Source organism: Deferrisoma palaeochoriense (assembly GCF_054656955.1).
In genome coordinates this window covers 155,306-175,446 of record NZ_BAAHXI010000001.1, presented here as the reverse complement: position 1 = coordinate 175,446, position 20,141 = coordinate 155,306, and the positions used below count along the sequence as shown (strand labels likewise).

General features: G+C 69.8%; 18 protein-coding genes and 1 riboswitch. Of the genes, 4 read left to right on the top strand and 14 right to left on the bottom strand.

Annotated elements, in window-relative coordinates:
- Window positions 1–268 precede the first annotated feature (268 nt).
- A riboswitch (molybdenum cofactor riboswitch) is annotated at window positions 269–393 on the bottom strand.
- Between the two features lie 49 nt (window positions 394–442).
- Window positions 443–1,744, bottom strand: coding sequence for a phenylacetate--CoA ligase family protein (locus tag ACYQ8L_RS00840; RefSeq protein WP_459939854.1), 1,302 nt, complete (start codon window positions 1,742–1,744; stop codon window positions 443–445).
- A 346-nt stretch (window positions 1,745–2,090) separates the two neighbouring features.
- Here ACYQ8L_RS00840 and pyk point away from each other — a divergent pair, with 346 nt between their 5' ends.
- On the top strand, window positions 2,091–3,482 hold the full coding sequence (gene pyk, locus ACYQ8L_RS00835; RefSeq protein WP_459939853.1) for a pyruvate kinase: 1,392 nt from the start codon (window positions 2,091–2,093) through the stop codon (window positions 3,480–3,482).
- An 89-nt stretch (window positions 3,483–3,571) separates the two neighbouring features.
- Here pyk and ACYQ8L_RS00830 read toward each other — a convergent pair whose 3' ends face one another.
- Window positions 3,572–4,549 carry an MBL fold metallo-hydrolase gene (locus ACYQ8L_RS00830; RefSeq protein ID WP_459939852.1) on the bottom strand — a complete coding sequence of 326 codons (978 nt, stop codon included), beginning with the start codon at window positions 4,547–4,549 and terminating at the stop codon, window positions 3,572–3,574.
- A gap of 285 nt (window positions 4,550–4,834) precedes the next feature.
- Window positions 4,835–6,301: a S1 RNA-binding domain-containing protein gene (locus ACYQ8L_RS00825; protein ID WP_459939851.1), complete on the bottom strand. Its 1,467-nt coding sequence runs from the start codon at window positions 6,299–6,301 to the stop codon at window positions 4,835–4,837.
- Between the two features lie 140 nt (window positions 6,302–6,441).
- Here ACYQ8L_RS00825 and ACYQ8L_RS00820 point away from each other — a divergent pair, with 140 nt between their 5' ends.
- The 3 genes from ACYQ8L_RS00820 to ACYQ8L_RS00810 all read left to right on the top strand — a co-directional run bounded on the left by ACYQ8L_RS00820 (window position 6,442) and on the right by ACYQ8L_RS00810 (window position 9,884).
- Window positions 6,442–7,071, top strand: a complete 630-nt coding sequence (locus ACYQ8L_RS00820) for an L-threonylcarbamoyladenylate synthase (protein ID WP_459939850.1) — start codon at window positions 6,442–6,444, stop codon at window positions 7,069–7,071.
- A 153-nt stretch (window positions 7,072–7,224) separates the two neighbouring features.
- The gene (gene cysZ, locus ACYQ8L_RS00815; RefSeq protein WP_459939849.1) at window positions 7,225–8,034 is read left to right on the top strand and encodes a sulfate transporter CysZ; all 810 of its coding nucleotides are present in this window, start codon (window positions 7,225–7,227) and stop codon (window positions 8,032–8,034) included.
- Entirely contained in the window at window positions 8,031–9,884 is a 1,854-nt protein-coding gene (locus ACYQ8L_RS00810) for a GNAT family N-acetyltransferase (protein WP_459939848.1), read from the top strand. The genes cysZ and ACYQ8L_RS00810 overlap by 4 nt, the downstream gene beginning before the upstream one ends.
- A gap of 189 nt (window positions 9,885–10,073) precedes the next feature.
- On the opposite strand, the gene ACYQ8L_RS00805 is transcribed toward ACYQ8L_RS00810, so the two are convergent.
- From ACYQ8L_RS00805 to ACYQ8L_RS00755, 11 genes are all read right to left on the bottom strand, one after another.
- Window positions 10,074–12,062 carry a sodium:solute symporter family protein gene (locus ACYQ8L_RS00805; RefSeq protein WP_459939847.1) on the bottom strand — a complete coding sequence of 663 codons (1,989 nt, stop codon included), beginning with the start codon at window positions 12,060–12,062 and terminating at the stop codon, window positions 10,074–10,076.
- A 320-nt stretch (window positions 12,063–12,382) separates the two neighbouring features.
- Window positions 12,383–13,570, bottom strand: coding sequence for a nicotinate phosphoribosyltransferase (locus ACYQ8L_RS00800; protein ID WP_459939846.1), 1,188 nt, complete (start codon window positions 13,568–13,570; stop codon window positions 12,383–12,385).
- Window positions 13,571–13,968: 398 nt separating this feature from the next.
- The gene (locus tag ACYQ8L_RS00795) at window positions 13,969–14,505 is read right to left on the bottom strand and encodes a cysteine hydrolase family protein (RefSeq protein ID WP_459939845.1); all 537 of its coding nucleotides are present in this window, start codon (window positions 14,503–14,505) and stop codon (window positions 13,969–13,971) included.
- 1 nt (window position 14,506) lies between these two features.
- Window positions 14,507–15,151: a protein-L-isoaspartate(D-aspartate) O-methyltransferase gene (locus tag ACYQ8L_RS00790; RefSeq protein WP_459939844.1), complete on the bottom strand. Its 645-nt coding sequence runs from the start codon at window positions 15,149–15,151 to the stop codon at window positions 14,507–14,509.
- A gap of 111 nt (window positions 15,152–15,262) precedes the next feature.
- The gene (locus ACYQ8L_RS00785) at window positions 15,263–15,559 is read right to left on the bottom strand and encodes a type II toxin-antitoxin system RelE/ParE family toxin (RefSeq protein WP_459939843.1); all 297 of its coding nucleotides are present in this window, start codon (window positions 15,557–15,559) and stop codon (window positions 15,263–15,265) included.
- The gene (locus ACYQ8L_RS00780; RefSeq protein WP_459939842.1) at window positions 15,556–15,795 is read right to left on the bottom strand and encodes an addiction module protein; all 240 of its coding nucleotides are present in this window, start codon (window positions 15,793–15,795) and stop codon (window positions 15,556–15,558) included. Before ACYQ8L_RS00780 ends, ACYQ8L_RS00785 begins: the two co-directional genes overlap by 4 nt.
- Before the next feature lie 160 nt (window positions 15,796–15,955).
- Window positions 15,956–16,552, bottom strand: a complete 597-nt coding sequence (locus ACYQ8L_RS00775) for a GTP-binding protein (protein ID WP_459939841.1) — start codon at window positions 16,550–16,552, stop codon at window positions 15,956–15,958.
- Window positions 16,553–16,556: 4 nt separating this feature from the next.
- A complete protein-coding gene (locus ACYQ8L_RS00770; RefSeq protein WP_459939840.1) occupies window positions 16,557–17,057 on the bottom strand; it encodes a roadblock/LC7 domain-containing protein in 501 nt (166 codons plus the stop codon).
- Window positions 17,054–17,761 (bottom strand): response regulator transcription factor, encoded by a 708-nt coding sequence (locus ACYQ8L_RS00765; RefSeq protein ID WP_459939839.1) that lies wholly within the window; start codon window positions 17,759–17,761, stop codon window positions 17,054–17,056. Before ACYQ8L_RS00765 ends, ACYQ8L_RS00770 begins: the two co-directional genes overlap by 4 nt.
- Window positions 17,752–19,119: an exodeoxyribonuclease VII large subunit gene (gene xseA, locus ACYQ8L_RS00760; protein WP_459939858.1), complete on the bottom strand. Its 1,368-nt coding sequence runs from the start codon at window positions 19,117–19,119 to the stop codon at window positions 17,752–17,754. Before xseA ends, ACYQ8L_RS00765 begins: the two co-directional genes overlap by 10 nt.
- Window positions 19,112–20,122: an RNA polymerase factor sigma-32 gene (locus tag ACYQ8L_RS00755; protein ID WP_459939838.1), complete on the bottom strand. Its 1,011-nt coding sequence runs from the start codon at window positions 20,120–20,122 to the stop codon at window positions 19,112–19,114. Before ACYQ8L_RS00755 ends, xseA begins: the two co-directional genes overlap by 8 nt.
- Between the last annotated feature and the right edge of the window lie 19 nt (window positions 20,123–20,141).

The window sequence follows — 20,141 nt, the reverse complement described above, 5'->3', positions numbered from 1 at the left end:
CACTCAGCCGGATAGGCGGAACTGCCCAGGAATCCTGGGCGTATTTGCCGATCCGGCTGACCGGAAGAGTCCCAGTCGTTGGCTGAGTACCGGATGCAGCGACTGTAGGAGCCACGCCCGGCGCTCCAGCAGGCCCCATGCCCCCGACCGTGTCTATTCAACGGCCGGAGTAATATTGCTCTGGCGACCAAATAGGCACTTTCCGACCGCGCCACAACGCAAAACACCCTCCCCGCGGTCGGACGCGGGGAGGGTGCGGAAAAACGCGTCACCGGCTCTCCCGTCTCCTTTCCGAACGCGGGAGGCCGGGGCGTTTCCGCCCCGACCCGTCGGCGGGCCGGCCGTGGGCCCTAACAAACCGGTAGGCCGGTCCGCTCGGAGACGACGCCGAATCTACCGCCGGCCCGAACCCCGTGGCAAGGGGTCCGGGCCGGCCGGGGAACTACTTGTTGCGCTCGTCGATCACCCGCTTGGCCTTGCCCTCGCTGCGGGCGATGGTGCCCTGGGGCACGATCTCCACAGGCGCGTTGATCCCGATCACCCCGTGGATCCGGGCGCTGATCCGGCGACCGAGCTCCTCGAGGGCCTGCTTGCCCTGGGCGTACACCTCGGGCTTGGCCTCGGCCTCCACCTTCATGCCGTCCAGGTGGCCCTTCTTGAACACCCGGATCTGGTAGAGGGGCTCCATCTCCTCGAACTCCATGATGATGGACTCGACCTGGCTCGGGAACACGTTGACGCCCGAGATGATCAGCATGTCATCGGAGCGCCCGAGGATCTTGTCCATGACCACCAGGGTGCGGCCGCACTCGCACTCCACCCGCCTGAGGCTCGTGATGTCGCGGGTGCGGTAGCGCAGGAGCGGCATGGCCCGGCGCTGGAGCGCCGTGAACACGAGCTCGCCCTTCTCCCCCAGCGGCAGGGGCTCCAGGGTCGAGGGGTCCACGATCTCGGGATAGACGTGGTCCTCGTTCAGGTGCAGCCGGTAGGCCTCGCACGAGAACCCGACACCCGGCCCCATCATCTCGGTGAGCCCGTAGGCCTCGTGGGCCGCGATGCCCATGCGCTCCTCGATCTCCTTTCGCATCTCCACGGTCCAGGGCTCGGCCCCGAAAGAGCCCACCCGCAGCGGGAGTTTGCGCAGGTCCACACCCATCTGGTCGGCCTTCTCGGCGATGGTGAGCGCGTAGGTGGGGGTGCAGAAGAGCGCCGTGGACCCGAAATCCTGCATGATCATGATCTGGCGCTCGGTCATGCCGGACCCGGTGGGCACGAGGCACGCCCCGATCGCCTCGACGCCCAGATAGAACCCGAGGCCTCCCGTAAAGAGGCCCATGCCGTAGGCGTTCTGGCAGATGTCGTCGGGCCGGATGCCCTGGGCCCACAGGGTGCGGGCCATGCACTCCTGCCACTGGGCCTTGTCTTCGGCCGTGTAGGGCCCCGTGATGGGCTTCCCGGTGGTTCCGGAGGAGGCGTGCACCCGCACGAGATCCTTCATGGGCACGGCGCACAGGCCGAAGGGGTAGTTGTCCCGCAGGTCGTTTTTCACGGTGAAGGGAAGATGCCGGATGTCGTCGAGGGTGCGGATGTCGTCGGGCTTCACCCCTTTCTCGTCGAGCTTTTGTTTGTAGAACGGCACCCGCTCGTAGAGCCAGGCCACGGTCTCCCGCAGCTTCGCGGCCTGGAATTCCCGGAGTTTTTCGAGCGGCATGGTTTCGAACTCTTCGTTCCAGTACTTCTTCATGGCATCTCCTCCGTCGAAAGGGGTGGACACGGCACGACTTGCAATCACCATACCAAAACAAACGAGGTTTTCTCAACCGGCCAGTCGTTTGGTTCCAAGGCCGGGGGTGGACGGGGTGCCGCACAACGGGTAACTTTTCCCCGCCCACCGCGAAAACCTCATCGCCGGAGGGGCAATCGGACTACTACTCCGGCGGCTACATGGAAGCGCATGGGGGCGTGGAGCCCGCTGCAGCGCCGGGAGTGGCTCCCACAGCGGCCGGATGCCGCGCTCGCGCCGGGCCGGAGCCAGTCCCCCACCCGCGGCCCCGACAAAGCTCTTGAAGGTATTCGTAACGGAGACGCCCATGAGACGCGCGAAGATCGTCTGCACCGTCGGCCCGGCCAGTTCCGACCCGGAAACCCTGCGCCGTATGGTCGAGGCCGGCATGGACGTGGCCCGGCTCAACATGAGCCACGGCGACCACGGCACCCACGCCCGCACCGCCGAACGGATCCGGGAGGCGGCCGGGGCCGCGGGCCGGCCCGTGGCGATCCTCCTCGATCTCGCCGGCCCCAAGATCCGGCTCGGAGCCCTCCCCGAGCCCCGGTTGGTCCATGCGGGGGACGAACTGGTGCTGGGTCCCGAGGGCTCCGGGGCCGAGATCCCGGTGAACTACCCGCAACTCGCGTCGGAGCTCGAGCCCGGCGACCGGATCAGCCTGGCCGACGGCGCGATTCCCCTGGAGGTGGTGGCGGTCCAGGGGGATGCCGTGCGGGTCCGGGTGATCGCGGGCGGCACGATCACGAGCCACAAGGGCCTCAACCTCCCGGGCAAGGGCGACGCCCTGCCGGCCGTTTCAGAGAAGGACCGGGAGGATCTGCGGTTCGGGCTCCGGATCGGGGTGGACTGGGTGGCCCTCTCCTTCGTCCGCAGCCCCAAGGACCTCGACCCGGCCCGGGAGGTCATGGACCAGGAAGGGGTCCGGGTTCCGGTGCTCGCCAAGATCGAGAAGCGCCAGGCCCTGGCGCGGCTGGGGGAGATCCTCGACGTGTTCGACGGGCTCATGGTGGCCCGGGGGGACCTAGGCGTCGAGGTGGACCTGGAGGAGGTCCCCGGAATCCAGAAGCGGCTCATCCGGGAGGCGAACCGCAGGGCCAAACCGGTGGTCACCGCGACCCAGATGCTCCTCTCCATGGTCACGAATCCCCGCCCCACCCGGGCCGAGGTGACCGACGTGGCCAATGCCGTGCTGGACGGCACCGACGCCGTGATGCTCTCGGAGGAGACGGCCATGGGCCGCTACCCGGTGGAGGCCGTCCGGGTCATGGCGCGGATCGTGGAACGGGCCGAGGCCGACGCACCCGAACCGGAGGAGTGCCGGCCGCTCGTGGCCGAAGGGGTGCCGGCCGCCATCGCCCGGGCCACCTGGCACGTGGCCCGGGACGTCGGCGCCAAGGCCATCGTGACCCCCACCCGCAGCGGGTCCACGGCCCGTCTGGTGGCCGCCACCCGCCCGCCCGTGCCGGTGCTGGGGATGACGAGCGACCCGGCCACCGCCGGGGCCCTGGCCCTCACCTGGGGCGTGACCCCCGCCCTGGTCCCGCCCGCCCCCACCACCGACGCCCTGTTCGACGCGTGCCGGAGGGAGGTGGTCCGGCGCGGGATCGCCCGGCCGGGGGACCGGGTGGTGGTGACGGCCGGGGTCCCCGTGGACACCCCGGGCACCACGAACCTGCTCAAGGTGCTGGAGGTCTGAGGGGAGTCCGTGCGGACGCGCCGGCGGAACCTCTTACCGTCCGAACGTCCCAACGTCCCAACGTCCGAACGTCCGAACGTCCTACCGTCCTACCGTCCACGCGCCCTCGCGACCCACTCCCCGTCCTGCCCTTCCCAGTCCACCTCGCCCCGGTCGGCCAGGAGGTCGAGGTGGCCGATCACCTCGCTCACCGCCAGGAACACCCACCCCGGCTCCACGTCGGGGAAGAGGCGCCTCACGAGTTCCCAGGGCCTCGCCCCCTCCGGCGGGGTCGCCTCCCGGATGGACGCGGCCCGCCGGTCGTAGAACGCCAACCGCGTTTCGATCAGGTCGTCGGGATTCCCCATAGGGGCGCCGTGGCCCGGGAGCACCCGTTCACACCCGAGCTCCCGGATCCGTTTCAGCGTGGCGATGTATCGGATCAGGGTGCGGTCGCGAAACACACCCCGGCCCGGCTCGGCCACGGCGTTCGAGCTGATGTGGGGGATCAGGGTGTCCCCCGACACGAGGGTGCGGGTCTCCGGGTCCCAGAGGCATAGGGCCCCGCGGGCGTGGCCCGGGGTGTGGAGCACCTCCCACCGGCCGGCCGTGGTTTCGAGAACCATCCCCTCGTCCAGGGGATCCACCGCGTCCAGGGGCTCGGCGTGGGTCCTGAGCCGCCCCATGGACTCCCGCAGTTCCCGGCGGTAGTCCCCGGGCACCCCGGCCCTTCGGCACACCTCGTCCAGGAACCCGACGATGCCCTCCCACACCCCGGGCTCGTCCCGGAGTCTCCCATGGTCCACGGGGTGGGCCAGCACCGGACATCCGGCCGCATCGCGCACCCTGCGGGCCAGCCCGGCGTGGTCGTGATGGGGGTGGGTCAGGACGAGCCGGCCCACGTCGGCCGCATCGAGGCCCGCGCGGCCGAGCCCCGACACCAGGGCCCCCCACGCCTCCGGCGTGCACGGCCCGGCGTCCACCAGGGTCGGCGGGTCCCCCGGCAGGAGATAGGCGTTCACGGTCCCCACGGCGTAGGGGGTCGGGATCTCGATGCGGACCGGTTCGGTGAGGTGTGCGGTTTTCATGGGACTTCCCGTTGGGCGGCACAACATCCGTGAATCGTGAAGTCGTGAATCGTTCTTGGGCGCCCGCGTCAACGCCCGGCCCCACCCGTGGGAGCAACGGCCGTATCAGGGGCCAGAATTCAGAGGACAGATGTGAGAGCCCCCCTGTCCTCTGTCGTCCGTCCACTGACTCCCGATACGGGGTGCGCTCCCAAGCCGGGTGGTCACCTTTAGGTCCCTCAACGAAACGGCCCCCCGCCTCCGAAAGAAGCGCGGGGGGCCGCAGGGGCGATCATTCCGTGGTACTCAACCCTTCTTGAGCTTTTCCTTCAGGAGGTCCCCCAGGGTGCCGAACACGGGCCCCGCCGGCTTGGAGTCGGCAGGCCTGGAGTACTCCTCCAGGGCCTCGCGCTCCGCTCGCTCGTCCACCGCCTGCCGGGAAAGCCGAATCTTCCGGCCGTCGTCCTCTACCCCGAGCACCGCGACCTGCATCGGATCGCCAGGCCGGAAGGCCTTGGCATGGTCCGTACCCTTGGGTGTGCCCATCTCGGTGTTGTGCACAAGCCCCACGTGCCCGGAGGGCAGCTTCACGAACACCCCGAACGGCGCCACCTTCTCGACGGTTCCCTCGAGCACCTCGCCCGGGCGGGGCAGCGGCCCCATGGACTCCCACAACCGGTGCTCCAGGGACAGCGAGATGCGGCGGGCCTCCGGATCGACGGAGACGACCTCCACCTCCACGGCCTCTCCCGGGCTTACCACCTCGGCGGCGCTCCGGACCCGGCGGCCGGCCCCCAGGGCCGAGATGTGAACCAGACCCTCGACCCCGGGTTCGAGCTCCACGAACGCCCCGAAGGGGGCGATCCGGGTGACCCGGCCCTGCACCCTTTGACCGGGCTGGTACTTCGTCGCCACCGCGGTCCAGGGATCCTCCTGCAGCTCCTTGAGCGAGAGGGTGACGCGGTCCTTCTCCCAGTCGACCGCGATGACCTTCACCGTGACCTCGTCCCCGGGCCGAACCACCTCGGTGGGGCTCTCCACCCGGCCCCAGCTCATCTCGGAGACGGGGATGAGGCCGTCGACCCCGTCGAACTCCACAAACGCCCCGAAGTCGTGCACCGCCCGGACCCGGCCGGTCACCACCGCGCCCGGTTCCAGCACGGTTCGGAGTTCCTCGCGCTTCTTCGCCCGCTCCTCCTCCAGGAGCGCCCGGCGCGAGAGCACGACGTTCCGCCCCCCCTCCTTGTACTCCAGGACCTTGAAGGCGTAGGTCTGGCCCACGTGGACCTCGGGCTCCTTGGTCCAGCGCAGGTCGATCTGGGAGTGGGGGCAGAAGGCCCGAAGCCCCCCGACCCGCACCTCGTAGCCGCCCTTGACCACCTTGACGACCTTGCCCTCCACCGGGATGCCCGCCTGATGGGCCTCGGCCAGCGCGTTCTTCGAAAGGTCCCGGGCCGACAGCTTCGTGGTCAGCACCACCTCCCCGGCCGCGGTCGAGACCACGTAGGCCTCGATCTCCTGCCCTTCGGAGGGCAGGGCGTCGGCCTCGAACTCCTCCCGGCGGATGGAGCCCTCCTGCTTGCCGCCCAGGTCCACGAACACCCAGTCGTCCGCGACCCGGGCCACCCGACACCGCACCTTGTCCCCGGGCTTCACACTCTGCACGGCCGCCCCCTGGTCGGCCCCCTCGAGCAGCCGGGCGAACTCCTCCCGGGTGGCCGGCTGGGTCTCCGGCGCCTCGTCCACGCCCCCCGTGGTCTTTTCGTCGGTCATCGCTTCGGTACTCCTTCGGGCGAAAGTTTGCGAGAGCATACACACCGCCCCCGACCGGGACAAGTCCGGAACGGGCCGGGTTTGACAACCCCGGCGGCCTGATTTAGCTTCCCTGCGCCCCGCAGGCAAGGGAGGATGCCATGGCCGTCATGCTGTCGGTGCACCCCGTGACCCCCCAGACCCGGCACATCCGCCGGGCCGCCGAGGTCCTGCGAGACGACGGCGTGATCGTGTATCCCACCGATACCGTGTACGGGTTGGGGTGCGACATCACGAGCAAACACGCCGTGGAGCGCATCATGCGGATCAAGGGCCGCGACCCCAAAAAGCCCATGAGCTTCGTGTGCGCGGACCTCACGCACATCAGCCGGTACGCCCGGGTGTCGAACTTCGCCTACCGGATCCTGAAGCGCTTCCTGCCCGGCCCCTACACCTTCGTGCTCGAGGCGAGCCGCGAGGTCCCGCGGCTTTTGCTCACCAAGCAGAAAACGGTGGGGATCCGGATCCCGGACCACCCCGTGTGCCTGGAACTCGTGAAGGAACTGGGAAACCCGATCCTCTCGACCAGCGCGAACCTGAGCGGCGACGAGCCCCTCAACGACCCGGCCGAGATCCAGAGGGTGCTGGGCGGGCAGGTGGACCTCATCCTAGAATGCGGGGTGCTGCCCCGGGTGCCCTCCACCGTGGTCTCCCTGGTGGGCGACCGCGTCGAGGTGCTCCGGGAAGGGGCCGGCGACGCCACCTTCTTCCGGGAACTGGAGGAGGGGTGAGCGGCTCGGAGGCGAGGCGGCTGTCATCGTTTCCGATTCCACCGAACTCGCCTGGCCCACAGGGGACGTTTGCCCGGCCGGCCTCACGTCGGGACGCTCGGCAGGGAGCCAGGGGGCTCTAACCCAAGACAATACGGAAAGGAACCTTTCGCCATGTCCGGTTTCGGCGCCGTGGGAGCTTTCTTCTACCCGTTCCGGGGGCTCCGGTTCCTGGGCCGCCACCCGCGACTCCTGGGGATCGTGGCGATCCCGGTGGCCGTGAACACCCTGCTGTTCTCGCTGCTCGTCTGGTTCGCCGGCAGCCGGTTCGACCGGTGGCTCGAGGCGCTCCTGCCCCGGGGCGAGGGCTGGTGGTGGGCCCTGGCCTACTGGGCCCTGTGGGTCCTGGGGGCCGCGGTGCTCCTAGTCGTGGTGCTCTACACCTTCGCCCTGGTCGGCAACCTGATCCTCGCGCCGTTCAACGACCTCCTGAGCGACCGGGTGGAGCGGATCTACACGGGCCAGACCCTGGAGGAACCGTTTCGCCTAGGGGCCTTCGTGCGGGACCTGGGCCGGTCGTTCAAGGCCGAACTGGGGCGGATCGCCCTGTACCTCGCGGGGTTCGCCTGCGTGCTCGCCCTCAATTTCATTCCGGCCCTGGGCACGGCCGCCTCGGCGGTGCTCGCCCCGGCGCTCGCGTTCTTCTTCCTCGGCTGGGAGTACCTGGACTACTCGATGGAGCGCTGGCACCTGCCCTTCGGGGCGAAGCGGCGGACGGTCTTCCGGAACACCCCGGCCGTCGTGGCCTTCGGGTGCGGGGTGTGGCTCCTGTTGATGATCCCGCTCCTGAACCTTCTGGCGATCCCGGTGTGCGTGGCGGGCGGCACGCTCCTGTTCTGCGACCTCCGGAACGCTGGCCGGGTCGAACTGCCGGCCCCCACCGGTCGGCCCGGCACCCCGCCCCAGGAAACGGACACCCCATGATCTCCGACCCGAACTGGAAGGAGCGCTACGCGTCCCGCGTCATGGGCCGGGATGCGGCGCTTTCGCTCATCCAGCGGGGTGCCAAGATCTTCGTGGGCTCGGCCTGCGGGGAACCCCAGCACCTGGTGGAGGGGCTCGTCCAGAGGGGCCGAAACCTTGCGGACTCGGAGATCCTCCACATCCTGACCCTCGGCATCGCCCCCTACGCGGAGGAGAAGTTCTCCCGGACCTTCCGGCACAACGCCTTTTTCATCGGCGACAACACCCGCCGGGCCGTGGCCGAGGGCCGGGCCGACTACACCCCCGTGTACCTCTCGGAGCTGCCGAGCCTGTTTCGAAGCCGGCGGATCCGGCTCGACGCGGCCCTCGTGCAGGTGACCCCGCCCGACCGCCACGGGTACGTGAGCCTGGGGGTGAGCGTGGACGTGACCCGGGCGGCCGTGGAGACGGCCCGGGTGGTGATCGCCGAGGTCAACCCCCACATGCCCCGGACCCTGGGGAACTCGTTCGTCCCCGTGGAGCGGTTCGACGCGCTGGTGGAGCACGCCGCCCCGGTGATCGAGTACCTGCCGCCGGTTCCCGACGAGACCGCCCTGCGCATCGGCCGCAACATCGCGCGCCTGGTGCCCGACGGGGCCACGATCCAGATCGGGATCGGGGCCATCCCCAACGCCGCGGTGCACGCCCTGCGCGACAAGAAGGACCTGGGGGTGCACACCGAGATGTTCTCCGACTGGCTCCTGGAGCTCGTCCGGGCCGGGGCGGTGACGAACCGGCGGAAAACCCTTCACAAGGGGAAGGTGATCGCCTCGTTCTGCATGGGGTCCCGGGAGCTTTACGACTTCATCGACAACAACCCCATGGTGGAACTCCACCCCAGCGAGTACACCAACGACCCGTTCGTGATCGGCCAGAACGAGAACATGGTCGCCATCAACACCGCCCTGGAGATCGACCTCACGGGGCAGGTGTGCTCCGACTCCATCGGCCACCAGTTCTACTCGGGGATCGGCGGACAGGTGGATTTCATCCGGGGCGCCGCCCGAAGCCCCGGAGGCAAGGCCATCATCGCCCTGCCGTCCACGGCCCGAAACGGCGCGGTCAGCCGGATCGTGCCCCAGCTCTCCCCCGGGGCGGGGGTGGTCACCACCCGGGCCTCGGCCCGGTACGTGGTGACCGAATGGGGCTACGCGGATCTGTTCGGCAAGACGATCCGGGAGCGGGCCATGGCGCTCATCAACATCGCCCACCCCAAGTTCCGAAAGGAACTTCTCGACGCGGCCCGCCGGCTCCACTACGTGTGGCCCGACCAGATCATCCCCACGGCCCTCGACCTCTACCCCGAGAAGTACGAGCGGTGGGTCGAGGTGGCCGGGGTGCCGGTGCTTCTGCGGCCGGTCAAGGTGACCGACGAGCCGCTCCTCAAGGACCTGTTCTACAGCCTGTCGGACGAGTCGGTGTACCGCCGCTACTTCACGGTCATCAAGTACATGCCCCACGAGCGGCTCCAGGAGGAGCTGGACCTGGACTACGAGACCAAGATGGCGATCGCGGCCGTGGTGGAGCGCGAGGGGGTGGAGGAGATCGTGGGGCTCGCCCAGTACGTGCTCGACGAGGCGAGCGGGCTTGCCGAGGCGGCCTTTCTGGTGCGAGACGACTGGCAGGGCAAGGGGCTCGGCCGGCTGCTCGTGAACTACCTGATCGAGATCGCCCGCGACAAGGGGATCCGGGGCATCACGGCCACGGTCATGCCCGACAACCGGGCCATGCTCCACCTGTTCCAGAAGGCGGCCAAGAGGATGGAGACCCGGTTCGAGGACGGGGCCTACGTCCTGGAATTCGAGATCTGATCCCGCGGGGCCCCTCCGGCCCGGCCCCCCTCAGACCCAGTTGCGTTCAAAGCTACCGTTTCCTGATTCAGCCCGGCAAGGGGCCTGGTTCCGGCCGTGCGCGAGTGCGGCATCCGGCTTACGCCCGGCGCTCCACCAGGCCCTTTCCCGGGCCCCCGGGCTGGGTGTCTGTTGGAACGCAACGGGGTATCAGCCCCCCGGCTCCTCCACGTCGAGCCGGATCGGGGCCTCCTCGGCGTGGTAGGCCTCCTGGTAGTCCTCCCGCAGCACCTCCACCCGGCCGAACCGGGTGCTGAGCTCCAGTTTGTAGGCCAGGAACCACATCATGTAGATCCCGAAGGCCCACCACACGAGCTGCCACCACCAAAGGGGCGGAACCCCGAGGGGCCAGGTGCCCGGATCGTTGGGGTTCATCAGGCCGAAAAACGTGTTCCCCACCACGGCCAGGGGGCCGATCCCGAACAAGAACCACAGGAGCACCAGGGCCCAGGCCACCCGCTTGAGGGGGGCCTTGTCCGGGGCGACCGAGGCGTGATCCCGGAGGTACCGGTGGTAGTTGAGGCGCCGCAGGTACTCCTTGCGGTCGGGCTGGGTCACGGCCGACACGGCCACCGCCACCACCAGGTTGGCCAGGATCCCCCACCCGGCGCAGTGGATCGTGAGCGGGTAGGCCCCGAACCCCAGGGCCCGGTGGAGCGCCACGAATGGGGCCCAGTGGAAGGGGTAGGTCAGGATCACGGCCGCCATGCCCGCAACGAGCCCCGCCACCACCCCCTGCCGCGTGAACCACGGCACGTACAGGGTGGCGAGAAGCGGCACCCACATCTGGGTGCCGAACGACACGGCCAACCCCCCCAGGAGCACCAGGGCGTCCTCCGAGTAGGTGGCCACCAGCAGCGCGGCCAGGGTGATCACCACCACCCACACCCGGCCCCAGAACTTCTGCTGCCCGGCGGTGGCTTGGGGGTTGAGGTAGCGCACGTAGAGATCCCGGGTGATCATGCCTGCCGTGGTGGACATGTAGGCCGATCCGGTGGACTGCATCGCCGCCAGGGCGCAGATGGCCAGGAACCCCACGAACATCGGGGCCTGGTCGCTCACCAGGTTGATGAGAGCGGGCACCAGGTTCTCCTGTCTCCCGTCCGCCAGGAGATCCAGGGGGATCGCGCCCCGCTTCAGGAGGGCCCAACCGCCAAGGCCCTGGAGGTTCGAGAAGAGGAACAGGCACGCCCCCACCCCCAGGGCGCTGGCCCACACCTGCTGGGGAGCGAAGGGTTTGGGGTTCGTGTTGGAAAACGCCCACATGGTGAACGCCGGGGAGGCCTGGATGCCCATGAGGGCGAAGAGGTAGGTGAGGATCATGGTGCCGGTCCACATGCCCCCCACGGCCTGGTCGGCGCTCGGCACCGCCTGGATCGCCCCGGGAACGGCGACGAGCCGGTGGTACCCCTGGGGCGTGAGGGCGGGCCGGCCCAGGAGATCGGTGCCGGCGGCCAGGTCGCCCCGCACCATGTCGGCCAGCGCCTGGGTGAAGGGCCCCCATCCCCCCACCTTCACCAGCGCGATGACCCCGATCGCCACGATGCCGGCCATGAGCAGGATGCACTGGGCCGTATCGACGTAGGCCACCGACCGAAGGCCCCCCAGCACCACGTAGAGGAGCACCACGATCGAAAGGGCCCACATGCCGAAGTTCACGCCCACCACGCCTTGGCTGAGCACGTTGAAGAGCACCCCGGAGGCCTTGAACTGGAGCCCCAGGTACGGCACCGCGTAGAAGAGCGCCACCACCACCGTGAGCCAACGCATGGCGTCGCTGCGGAAGTAGTCGCCGTACATCTCCCCCGGGGTCACGTATCCGTGGCGCTTCCCCATCATCCAGATCCGCTTGAGGAAGATGACCCCGGTGAACGGGATGGCGATCACGTAGAACGCGGCGAAGGCGTAGGGCAGGCCGTCGCGCCACACCAGGGCGGGGTGCCCCACGAAGGTCCAGCCCGAAAACGAGGTGGCCGTGGCCGCCAACACGAACACCCACATGGGGATCTGGCGGCCCGCGATGAAGTAGTCGGCCGCGGTCCGGGCCCGGTAGAACCCCTTGACCCCCCAGAAGAGGCAGTACGCCCAGTAAAACCCGGTGAGCACGAAGAGCCAGATCACGGACTCGTGGGTTCCCATCGGCGGTCCTTTCGGGTCGGCGTGCAAAGGAATGGCTGGAACGCTGGGAGGCCGGGAGGCCCAACCCCGCTCCCGTTTCGGTGTTCCCCCCCCCGAGAAGCCTCGTCGGGCCCCTTCCGGGCCCAGGACGCAGGGCTGTAACGCCCGAGGCAGGGCCCGGGTGGAGAAGCGGCATCCAAGCCGCGATCCGGGCCGAAGGCCCGAAAGGATGTTGTCGCGGCCCGGAAGCGGCTCCCACAGATTGGGAGATCCGCTGACGCTGGAATCACAAAGGATTTTGGCGTCCTAGCGTCCCAGCCTCCCAGCGTCCCAGCGGGAAGTTACTTGGACCCGGTCGGTTCCTCCCGGGCGAGCAGCCGAAGCTGCGCGAGCACCCGGTCGCGCACGACCGGGGTCGGCTCGGCGGGCGCCACGAGCTCTCCGTCGCGGATCAATTCCACAGTCCGGACCTCCCAGTCGCCGCCGCAGGGGCACCGCTCGGTCGGTCGGCGCCCCCGGGGCACCACCCGGCTCGCCAGGCACAGGGGGCAGCCCAGGGTGTCCTTGCGGCCCGAGCGCTTCCCCCGCTTCGCCCGGGGTTCCCCCTCCACCTCCACGATGTCCATGGAGAAGTCCACGGTGCGGGCCGCGCTGATCGAGGTACCCACCCCGAACCCCTGGACCAGGGGCCGAAGCTCCCGGAGGTCGTCCTCGGTGAGCCCGCCGGAGAGGAAGATCCCCACGTGGCCGAACCCCCGCAGATCCAGCTCCCAGCGCACCTCCTCCACGATGCGCTTGAAGTTCCCGCGGCGGCTCGAGGGGGTGTCGAGCCGCACGGCAAAGAGATCCCGGCCCAGGGCCTCGGCCACCCGCACGGCCTCGAACTTCTCGTCGTTGAAGGTGTCGATGAGGCTCACGAGTTTCACCTTGGGCCCCACGGCCCGCCGGAACGCCCGGGTGGCCTCGACGCAGTCGCCGATGATCAGGATCAGGGCGTGGGGCATGGTGCCGGTGGGCTCGATGCCGAGCTGCTCCGCCGCGGCCACCGTGGCCACGCCGTCGCAGCCGCCCAGATAGGCGCTGCGCTCAATCATGGGCGCGATGGCCGGGTGCATGCGCCGGGCCCCGAACGACACGAGGAGCCGGTCGCCGGCGGCCAGCCGGCACCGGGCCGCCTGGGTCGCGATGCCCGAGGCCTGGCACAGGAACCCGAGGACGGCGGTCTCGTACACCCCGAACTCCCGGTAGTCCCCCTCGATCTCGAGCACCACGTCCCAGGGCCGGAACACCGATCCCTCGGGCAATCCCCGCACCGTCACGGGCAGCCGCCGCAACACCTCCAGGGCCTCGTCCATGCCCGCCAGGATGGCCCAGTCCCACCCGTCGGGCAGGCTTTTCGCCACGAACTCGGCCACCACCCGCTTGCGGATCCCCTCGTTCTCGAGCACCCGGAGCGTGCGGGTGAAATAGACGTCGGTCACCTTGCCGGACAGGATGTCGTCGTTGGTCGCGGTCCAGAGTTTCGGCATGGGCGAATCCTTCGGTGCGAGTGCGTCACGAGAAAGCTGGGAGGCTCGGAAGCGCCCCAGGGCCCCCTTGGGGCCCCCTACGCAGGACGGTAACATCCGAGTCAGGATTGAGGGTGGGAGCGGCGACCGTGTCAGGTACCAGAGGACAGAAGACAGAGGACAGGGGGTTTCTGACATCTGTCGTCTGAATTCTGATCCCTGATACGGCAGCCGCTCCCACAGGTTGGCAGAGGCGATGCCGCCCGCATCCCGAAGGCTGCTGGTCACGCCCAGCCGCCTAGCTGCCTGGCCGCCAAGCCGTCGAGCGTCCCAGCCTCCTCGCGTCCCAGCGGGAAGTTACTCGGAAGCTCCCCCTTAGGAGGCCCCCCGGGGCCTCCTCCGTGTCCTCCGTGGTTCCCTCACCGCCCCTCCCGGCCCACCAGCCGGGCCCCCAGCACCCGCTCCATCTGGCGCAGGGCGAAGGCGTGATCGTCGGGATCCAGGCCGGCCACGGCGTCCTCCACCACCTCCACGTCGTAGCCCCGCATGGCGGCGTCGGCCGCCGTGTACAGCACGCAGATGTTCGTCACGCATCCCACGAGGCGCACCGTGTCGATGCCGTGCTCCCGGAGCACCTCGTCCAACCGCGATCCGTAGAACCCCGAGTAGGTGGTCTTCTCCACGATCGGGTCGTAGGGGGAAGGCTTCAAGGCGTCCACGACCCGGGCGCCCCAGGTGCCCCGGACGGCATGGGGCGGCCAACCCATCCGGGAAAACTCCGGGTCGTCGGGCCGGTGGGCGTCGCACACGTAGATCACGGGCTCGGCCCGGAACCGGGCGTCCTCCACCTCCTCCACCATGCGCGGCAGGAGGTCCGCGGTGGACGGCACCCGGAGGCTCCCCTTCTCGTCCACGAAGTCGTTGAGCATGTCGATGACCAGAAGCGCCCGTCTCATCTCACCATCCCTCCTCCCCCACCAGGGGCACGAACCGACACCCCCCCAGGTTTTCGCGCAGGAACCGGTTTCCCTTGCGGGTGATCCTGAGGAGTTCCTGGATGCCCCGGTCGCCCACGGGGATCACGAGCACCCCGCCCTGGGGATCGAGCTGGGCCTCGAGCGACGGCGGCACCTTGGGCGCACCGGCCGTCACCACGATGGCCTGGAACGGGGCCTCCTCCGGAAGGCCCAACGTGCCATCCCCCACCACCACCCGGACGCGGTCGTACCCCAGGCGGGCCAGGCGCTCGGCCGCCTGTCGGGCCAGCTCGGGGTCGCGTTCGATGGACACGACGTCGCGGCCCAGTTCGGCCAAAATGGCGGCCTGGTACCCCGAACCGGTGCCGACCTCGAGCACCTTCTCGCCTCCCCGGAGTCCCAGCGCCTCGGTCATGAGCGCCACCATGTAGGGTTGGGAGATGGTCTGCCCGCCGCCGATGGGAAGGGGCGAGTCGTCGTAGGCCATGTGGCGCAGGTTCTCCGGCACGAACTCGTGCCGGGGCACCCGGGCCATGGCCTCGAGCACCCGCGGGTCGCGGATGCCCCGCGCCCGGATCTGGGTGTCCACCATCTGGCGGCGAAGGAGGTCGTAATCTCTCGGCATAGGGTGTCGGTGCCTATACGCCCAAGAAAGTCCGGTCACGTTCCCGACGGGGGCCCCGGCGGGACGACTGCCGCTTCGGGGCCCGGGTCACCGTGGGCTGCTGCCCAGGTTCTACCTCCGCGGCGTCCAATAGAAGGGGCGCCGTTTTTGGTGCGCGACCGCCAAGATACGGATTTCCTGGGGCCGAACCGAGTACACGATGGTGTACGGAAAATGGGGAAGCGTCCACCTTCTCACCCGTCCCCGGAGGAGGGGCGCTGCCTCTGGAAACCGGCGGATGTTCTCGATCGTCCTCTCGACTTCCCGGATGAACACCGCGCCGAGACCTGGGCTTTCCAAGTCGTAGAAATCGGCAGCCTCGTTCAGCTCCTGTTCGGCTGCCTCGTGGATCGAGACGGCCAGACTCACTTCCGACGCGCCTCGGTCCTACGGTCCAAACTCTCCGCGATAACCGTTTCCGCGGGCCGAGCCCGCGCCTCCCCTCGTTCCATCTCGTCGTCTCGGCGAACGGCCTCGTCGAGCCAAAGGGATTCCACCTCCCCTTCGCTCGTGTCGTCGAGGCTCGCCAGCAACTCCCGAACAAGGTAGGCGCGGGCCTCGGGGCTCAACCGGAGCGCCGCCTTCTTCAGTTCTTCTACGCTCATGGGCTCCCTCAGTGAGAGCAGGAATCCGCCCGGGCGGCTGCGACGCCCGCCTCGCGGAACGCGCCGCACGCGAACGCACACGAGCCAGGACGCCGTTCCTCCGGGCGCGACGCGGCACGGACCCGCGCCCGCTTTCAGGATAGGCCTCCCGCCCCCCGTGTCAACGGCCCGGCGGGCGGCGGGCGAGTTCCGCCAGCACCAGGCGGGCCACCCCCTTCAAGGTGTCGAACACCCCCACGCCCTGGGTGGCCACGGCCTCGAACTCCGGGAGCCCCGGCCGGCCCAGGACCGCCCGGAGCTGGTCCACTGTCAGGGCCCCCGGGAGGTCGCGCTTGTTGTACTGGATGACGGTGGGCACCCGGTCGCGCCGAAGCCCGTACCCCGCCAGGTTTCGGCCCAGGTCGGCCCACGACTCGGCGTTGGCGTCGACCCGCAGGGGGTCGCTATCGGCCACGAACACCACGCCGTCCACCCCTTTCAAGATGAGCTTCCGGCTCGCGGCGTAGAACACTTGGCCGGGCACGGTGTAGAGGTGGAACCGCACCTGGAACCCCCGCAGGGTCCCGAGGTTCAGGGGAAGGAAGTCGAAAAAGAGGGTCCGCTCGGTCTGGGTGGCCAGGCTGATCAGTTGGCCCTTCTGGCGGCCCGGGGCCCGCTGGTGGATGTACTTGAGGTTCGTCGTCTTCCCGCCCAGCCCGGGCCCGTAATAGACGATCTTGACGTTGATCTCCCGGGCCGAGTAGTTGACGAAGGCCATGGCATCAGAACCGGAACAGCTCGTCGATGTCCTGGTCGGTGAGGTCGGCCAGCGGCCGGGCGGCCGGGCGGCCGGCCGAACGCATCCGGCCCAGGATCCGCCGGAGCACCTGCTCGATCTCCCCCCCGGCCCGCCGCACCCGCAGCCGCACCATCCCCAGGGAGGCCTCGGTGCCGAAGATCACGGCCAGGATCACGAGGTTCCCGATCAGGCTGATGTGGATGGAGTCGCGCTTGCCCTGGTGAAACAGGATGGTGAAGTCGTTCTCCCCCACCAGGCGGGCCATGCTCGCCGTGGCCGCGATGTTCGAGGCCGCCAGCGAGCAGAAGCTCGTCACGTCGAGCCCCGAGGTGTCGCCCCACTCGGCCACGAGCTGGCCGTTCACATCGAGGAGGAGCACCGCCCGGGCCCGGCTGTCGGCGTGGACCCGGGCCAGGATCCGCCGGAGGGCCCGGTGCTCCTCCTCGAACACGACCAACTGGGGCACGCCGTCCCGGAGGGTCATGAGTCCTCCTCCAGCCCCTCGATCTCCAGGATCCGCTCGCCGGCCACGTAGGGCTTCGACACCACGGCCCGCACCCGTTCGAGCTTCTTCAAGATGTCCCGGATGCGAAGCACGTTCGACTGGATCGTGCGGCTCTTCTTCAACACATCCTCGTTGTCGGCGTGGCGCCGTTCCAGGGCCTCGGCGCACATGAGGATGGCCGCCAGCGGGTTATTGACCTCGTGGGAGACGCTCGCCACCACCCTGCGGAGGGTCTTGATCTTTTCGGCCTCGGTCAGGAGCGCCTGCTGACGCACCCGCGACACGGCCGAAGCGATCCGCGCCTGGAGCTCCCGGATGTCGAAGGGCTTCGCCACCAGGTCGTCGGCCCCCAGCTCGAGGCTCCGCATCCGGTCCTCGCCGCCGCTCCGGGCGGTCACCACCACCACGGGCACCCCGGCCGTCTGGGGCTGCGCCTTGAGTTCGCGCAGCACCTCCCACCCGTCCATGTCGGGGAGCATGAGGTCGAGCAGGATGGCGTCGGGCGGGTGTTCCTTCGCCCGCTCCACCCCCTCGGCGCCCGAAAGGGCCCCGTCCACCTGGAACCCCTCGGGCTCGAGGAAGAGTTCCACGAACCGCACGAGCGCCGGGTCGTCGTCGATCACGAGGACCCGGGTGGTCGCGGCCGCCGCTCTGGGCGGGGGGTTTTGGATGGTCAGGTCCACGGCTCGTCCTCCTCGGCCGGCGCGTTCACCCCCCTGACCTCGACGCCCAGCCCGCCCCGTGCCAGCGTGACGTCGAGGGCCTGCCCGGGGGAGCAGGTCCGGGCGTCCCGCACCACCTGGCCCTCGGCCGTGCGCACCAGGGCATATCCCCGGCCGAGTACCCGGCGGGGCCCGAGGGCCTCGGCCCGGCCCACCAGGGCCTCGAGACGAACCCGTCGTCGCGCCACGGCCTCCCGGGCGGCCCGGTGCAACCGGGTCTCGAGGTTCTCCCGGCGCTCCCGCCAGGCCCCCAGGCGCACCCGGGGGTCGAGCCCCCGCAGACGCACCTCCAGGCCCGAGAGCCGGCGCCCCGCCTCGGCGAGCGTCCGGTCCAGGGCCGCCCCCGCCCGGTCGGCCAGGGCGTCCACCTCGATCCGGCGGCGGGCCACGAGGCTCCTGGGTGCCCGCCGCCACGGGTCGGCCGCGGCGAGCCGGGCCCGAAGCTCCCCAAGCCTGGCCCCGGCGGCCCGGTGGAGCCGCGCCTCCAGAGCCCGCAGGGCCTCGACCCAGCGGGCCCATTCCCCGGCCGCCAACTCCGCCGCGGCCGAGGGGGTGGGGGCCCGCACGTCGGCGGCGAAATCCACCAGGGTCACGTCGGTCTCGTGGCCGACCCCGGTGATGACGGGCACGGGGCACCGGGCCACGGCCCGGACGAGGTCCTCGTCGTTGAAGGGCCAGAGGTCCTCCAGGCTTCCCCCGCCCCGGACGAGGAGCACCACGTCCACCTCGGGGTCGGTGGTCAGGAGCCCCAGGGCCTCCCGGAGTTCCCGGGCGGCGTTTTCCCCCTGCACGCTCGCGGGCGCCACCACCACCCGGAGCCCCGGGGCTCGGCGGCCCAGCACCTGGAGCACGTCGCGCAGCGCGGCGCCCGTGGCCGAGGTCACGACCCCCACGGCCCGGGGCAGCGGCGGCACGGGCCGCTTGCGCTCGGCCGCGAACCACCCCTCGGCCGCCAACCGTCGTTTCCGGGCCTCGAACTCCCTGAGGAGCGCCCCCTCGCCCGTCAGGGGCTCCAGGATCTCGGCGATGAACTGCAGGTCGCCCCGGGGCTCGTACACGCTCACCCGGCCCCAGGCCAGCACCTCGATCCCGTCCGCCAGGTCCACGGCCTGGAGCCGGAGCGTGGAACGGAAGCACACGGCCCGGATCTGGGCGGCCTCGTCCCCCAGGGTGAAGTAGGCGTGGCCCGACGAGGGGACCCGGAGGTTCCGGACCTCGCCCCGCACCCACGCCGTGCCCACGCCCGCCTCCACCACCTCCCGGACCCGGCCCACCAGGTCCGAGACGGTCCAGACGTCCTCGGCGGCCCAGCTACTCAGCGTACACCTCCCGCACGCCCGGGTCCTCCTCCAAAAACGCCCGGAGCTTTTTGAGCAGATCGGCCTCGAGCTGGCGCACCCGTTCCCGGCTCACCCCGAACTCCTCCCCCAGTTCCCGCAGGGTCACCGGTTCGTCGGCCAGGAGCCGTCGGTCCAGGATGGCCCGGTGGCGCTCGTTCAGGGTCTCGCGGAACTCCTGGATCCGGTGGCGCACCCGCGCGAGGAGCTCCCGCTCGGCCAGTTCCTCGCTCACGTCGGCCTCGTCGTCGGCCACGAAGTCGAGCCGCGAGGCCTCCGAGTCCTCGTCCACCGGCGCGTCGAGCGAGACGTCGCCGCCGGAGAGCCGCTTTTCCATCTCGATCACCTCGTCCTCCCGCACGTTGAGGCGCGAGGCGATGAGCCGGGGCTCCGGTCGAAACCCGGCCGCCTCCAACTCGGCCTTGGCCTTCTTCAGGTTGAAGAAGAGCCGGCGCTGGTTCTGGGTGGTACCGATCTTGACGAGGGACCAGTTGTTCAGGATGTACCGGATGATGTAGGCGCGGATCCACCAGGCCGCGTAGGAGGAGAGCTTCACCCCCCGGTAGGGGTCGAACTTCTCCACCGCCCGCATGAGCCCGATGTTGCCCTCCTGGATGAGGTCCATCAGGTTCGCCACGTTGCGCCGGAACTCGTAGGCGATCTTGACCACGAGGCGCAGGTTCGCGAGCACCAGGGTGTAGGCCGCCCGCACGTCCCCCTGCTCCCGGTACCGGATGGCCAGGGCCTTCTCCTCCTCGGGGGTGAGAAGGGGGTACCGGCTGATCTCAGCCATGTACTGCTGGAGCGGACCGGCCTCCACGAGGTCGGTGGAGGGCAGCGCGGGGAGCTCCGCCTCGTCGAAGTAGCTCTCCCCCTCCCAGACCTCGGCCTCCGCCTCCTCGGGCTCGGGTTCGGCCTCCGGTCCCTCCCCCTCCGATTCCAGCTCCTCCAGTTCCGGGAGCTCCTCGGTTCGCCTCTCGTCCATCCGTTCCTCCGACGCCGCG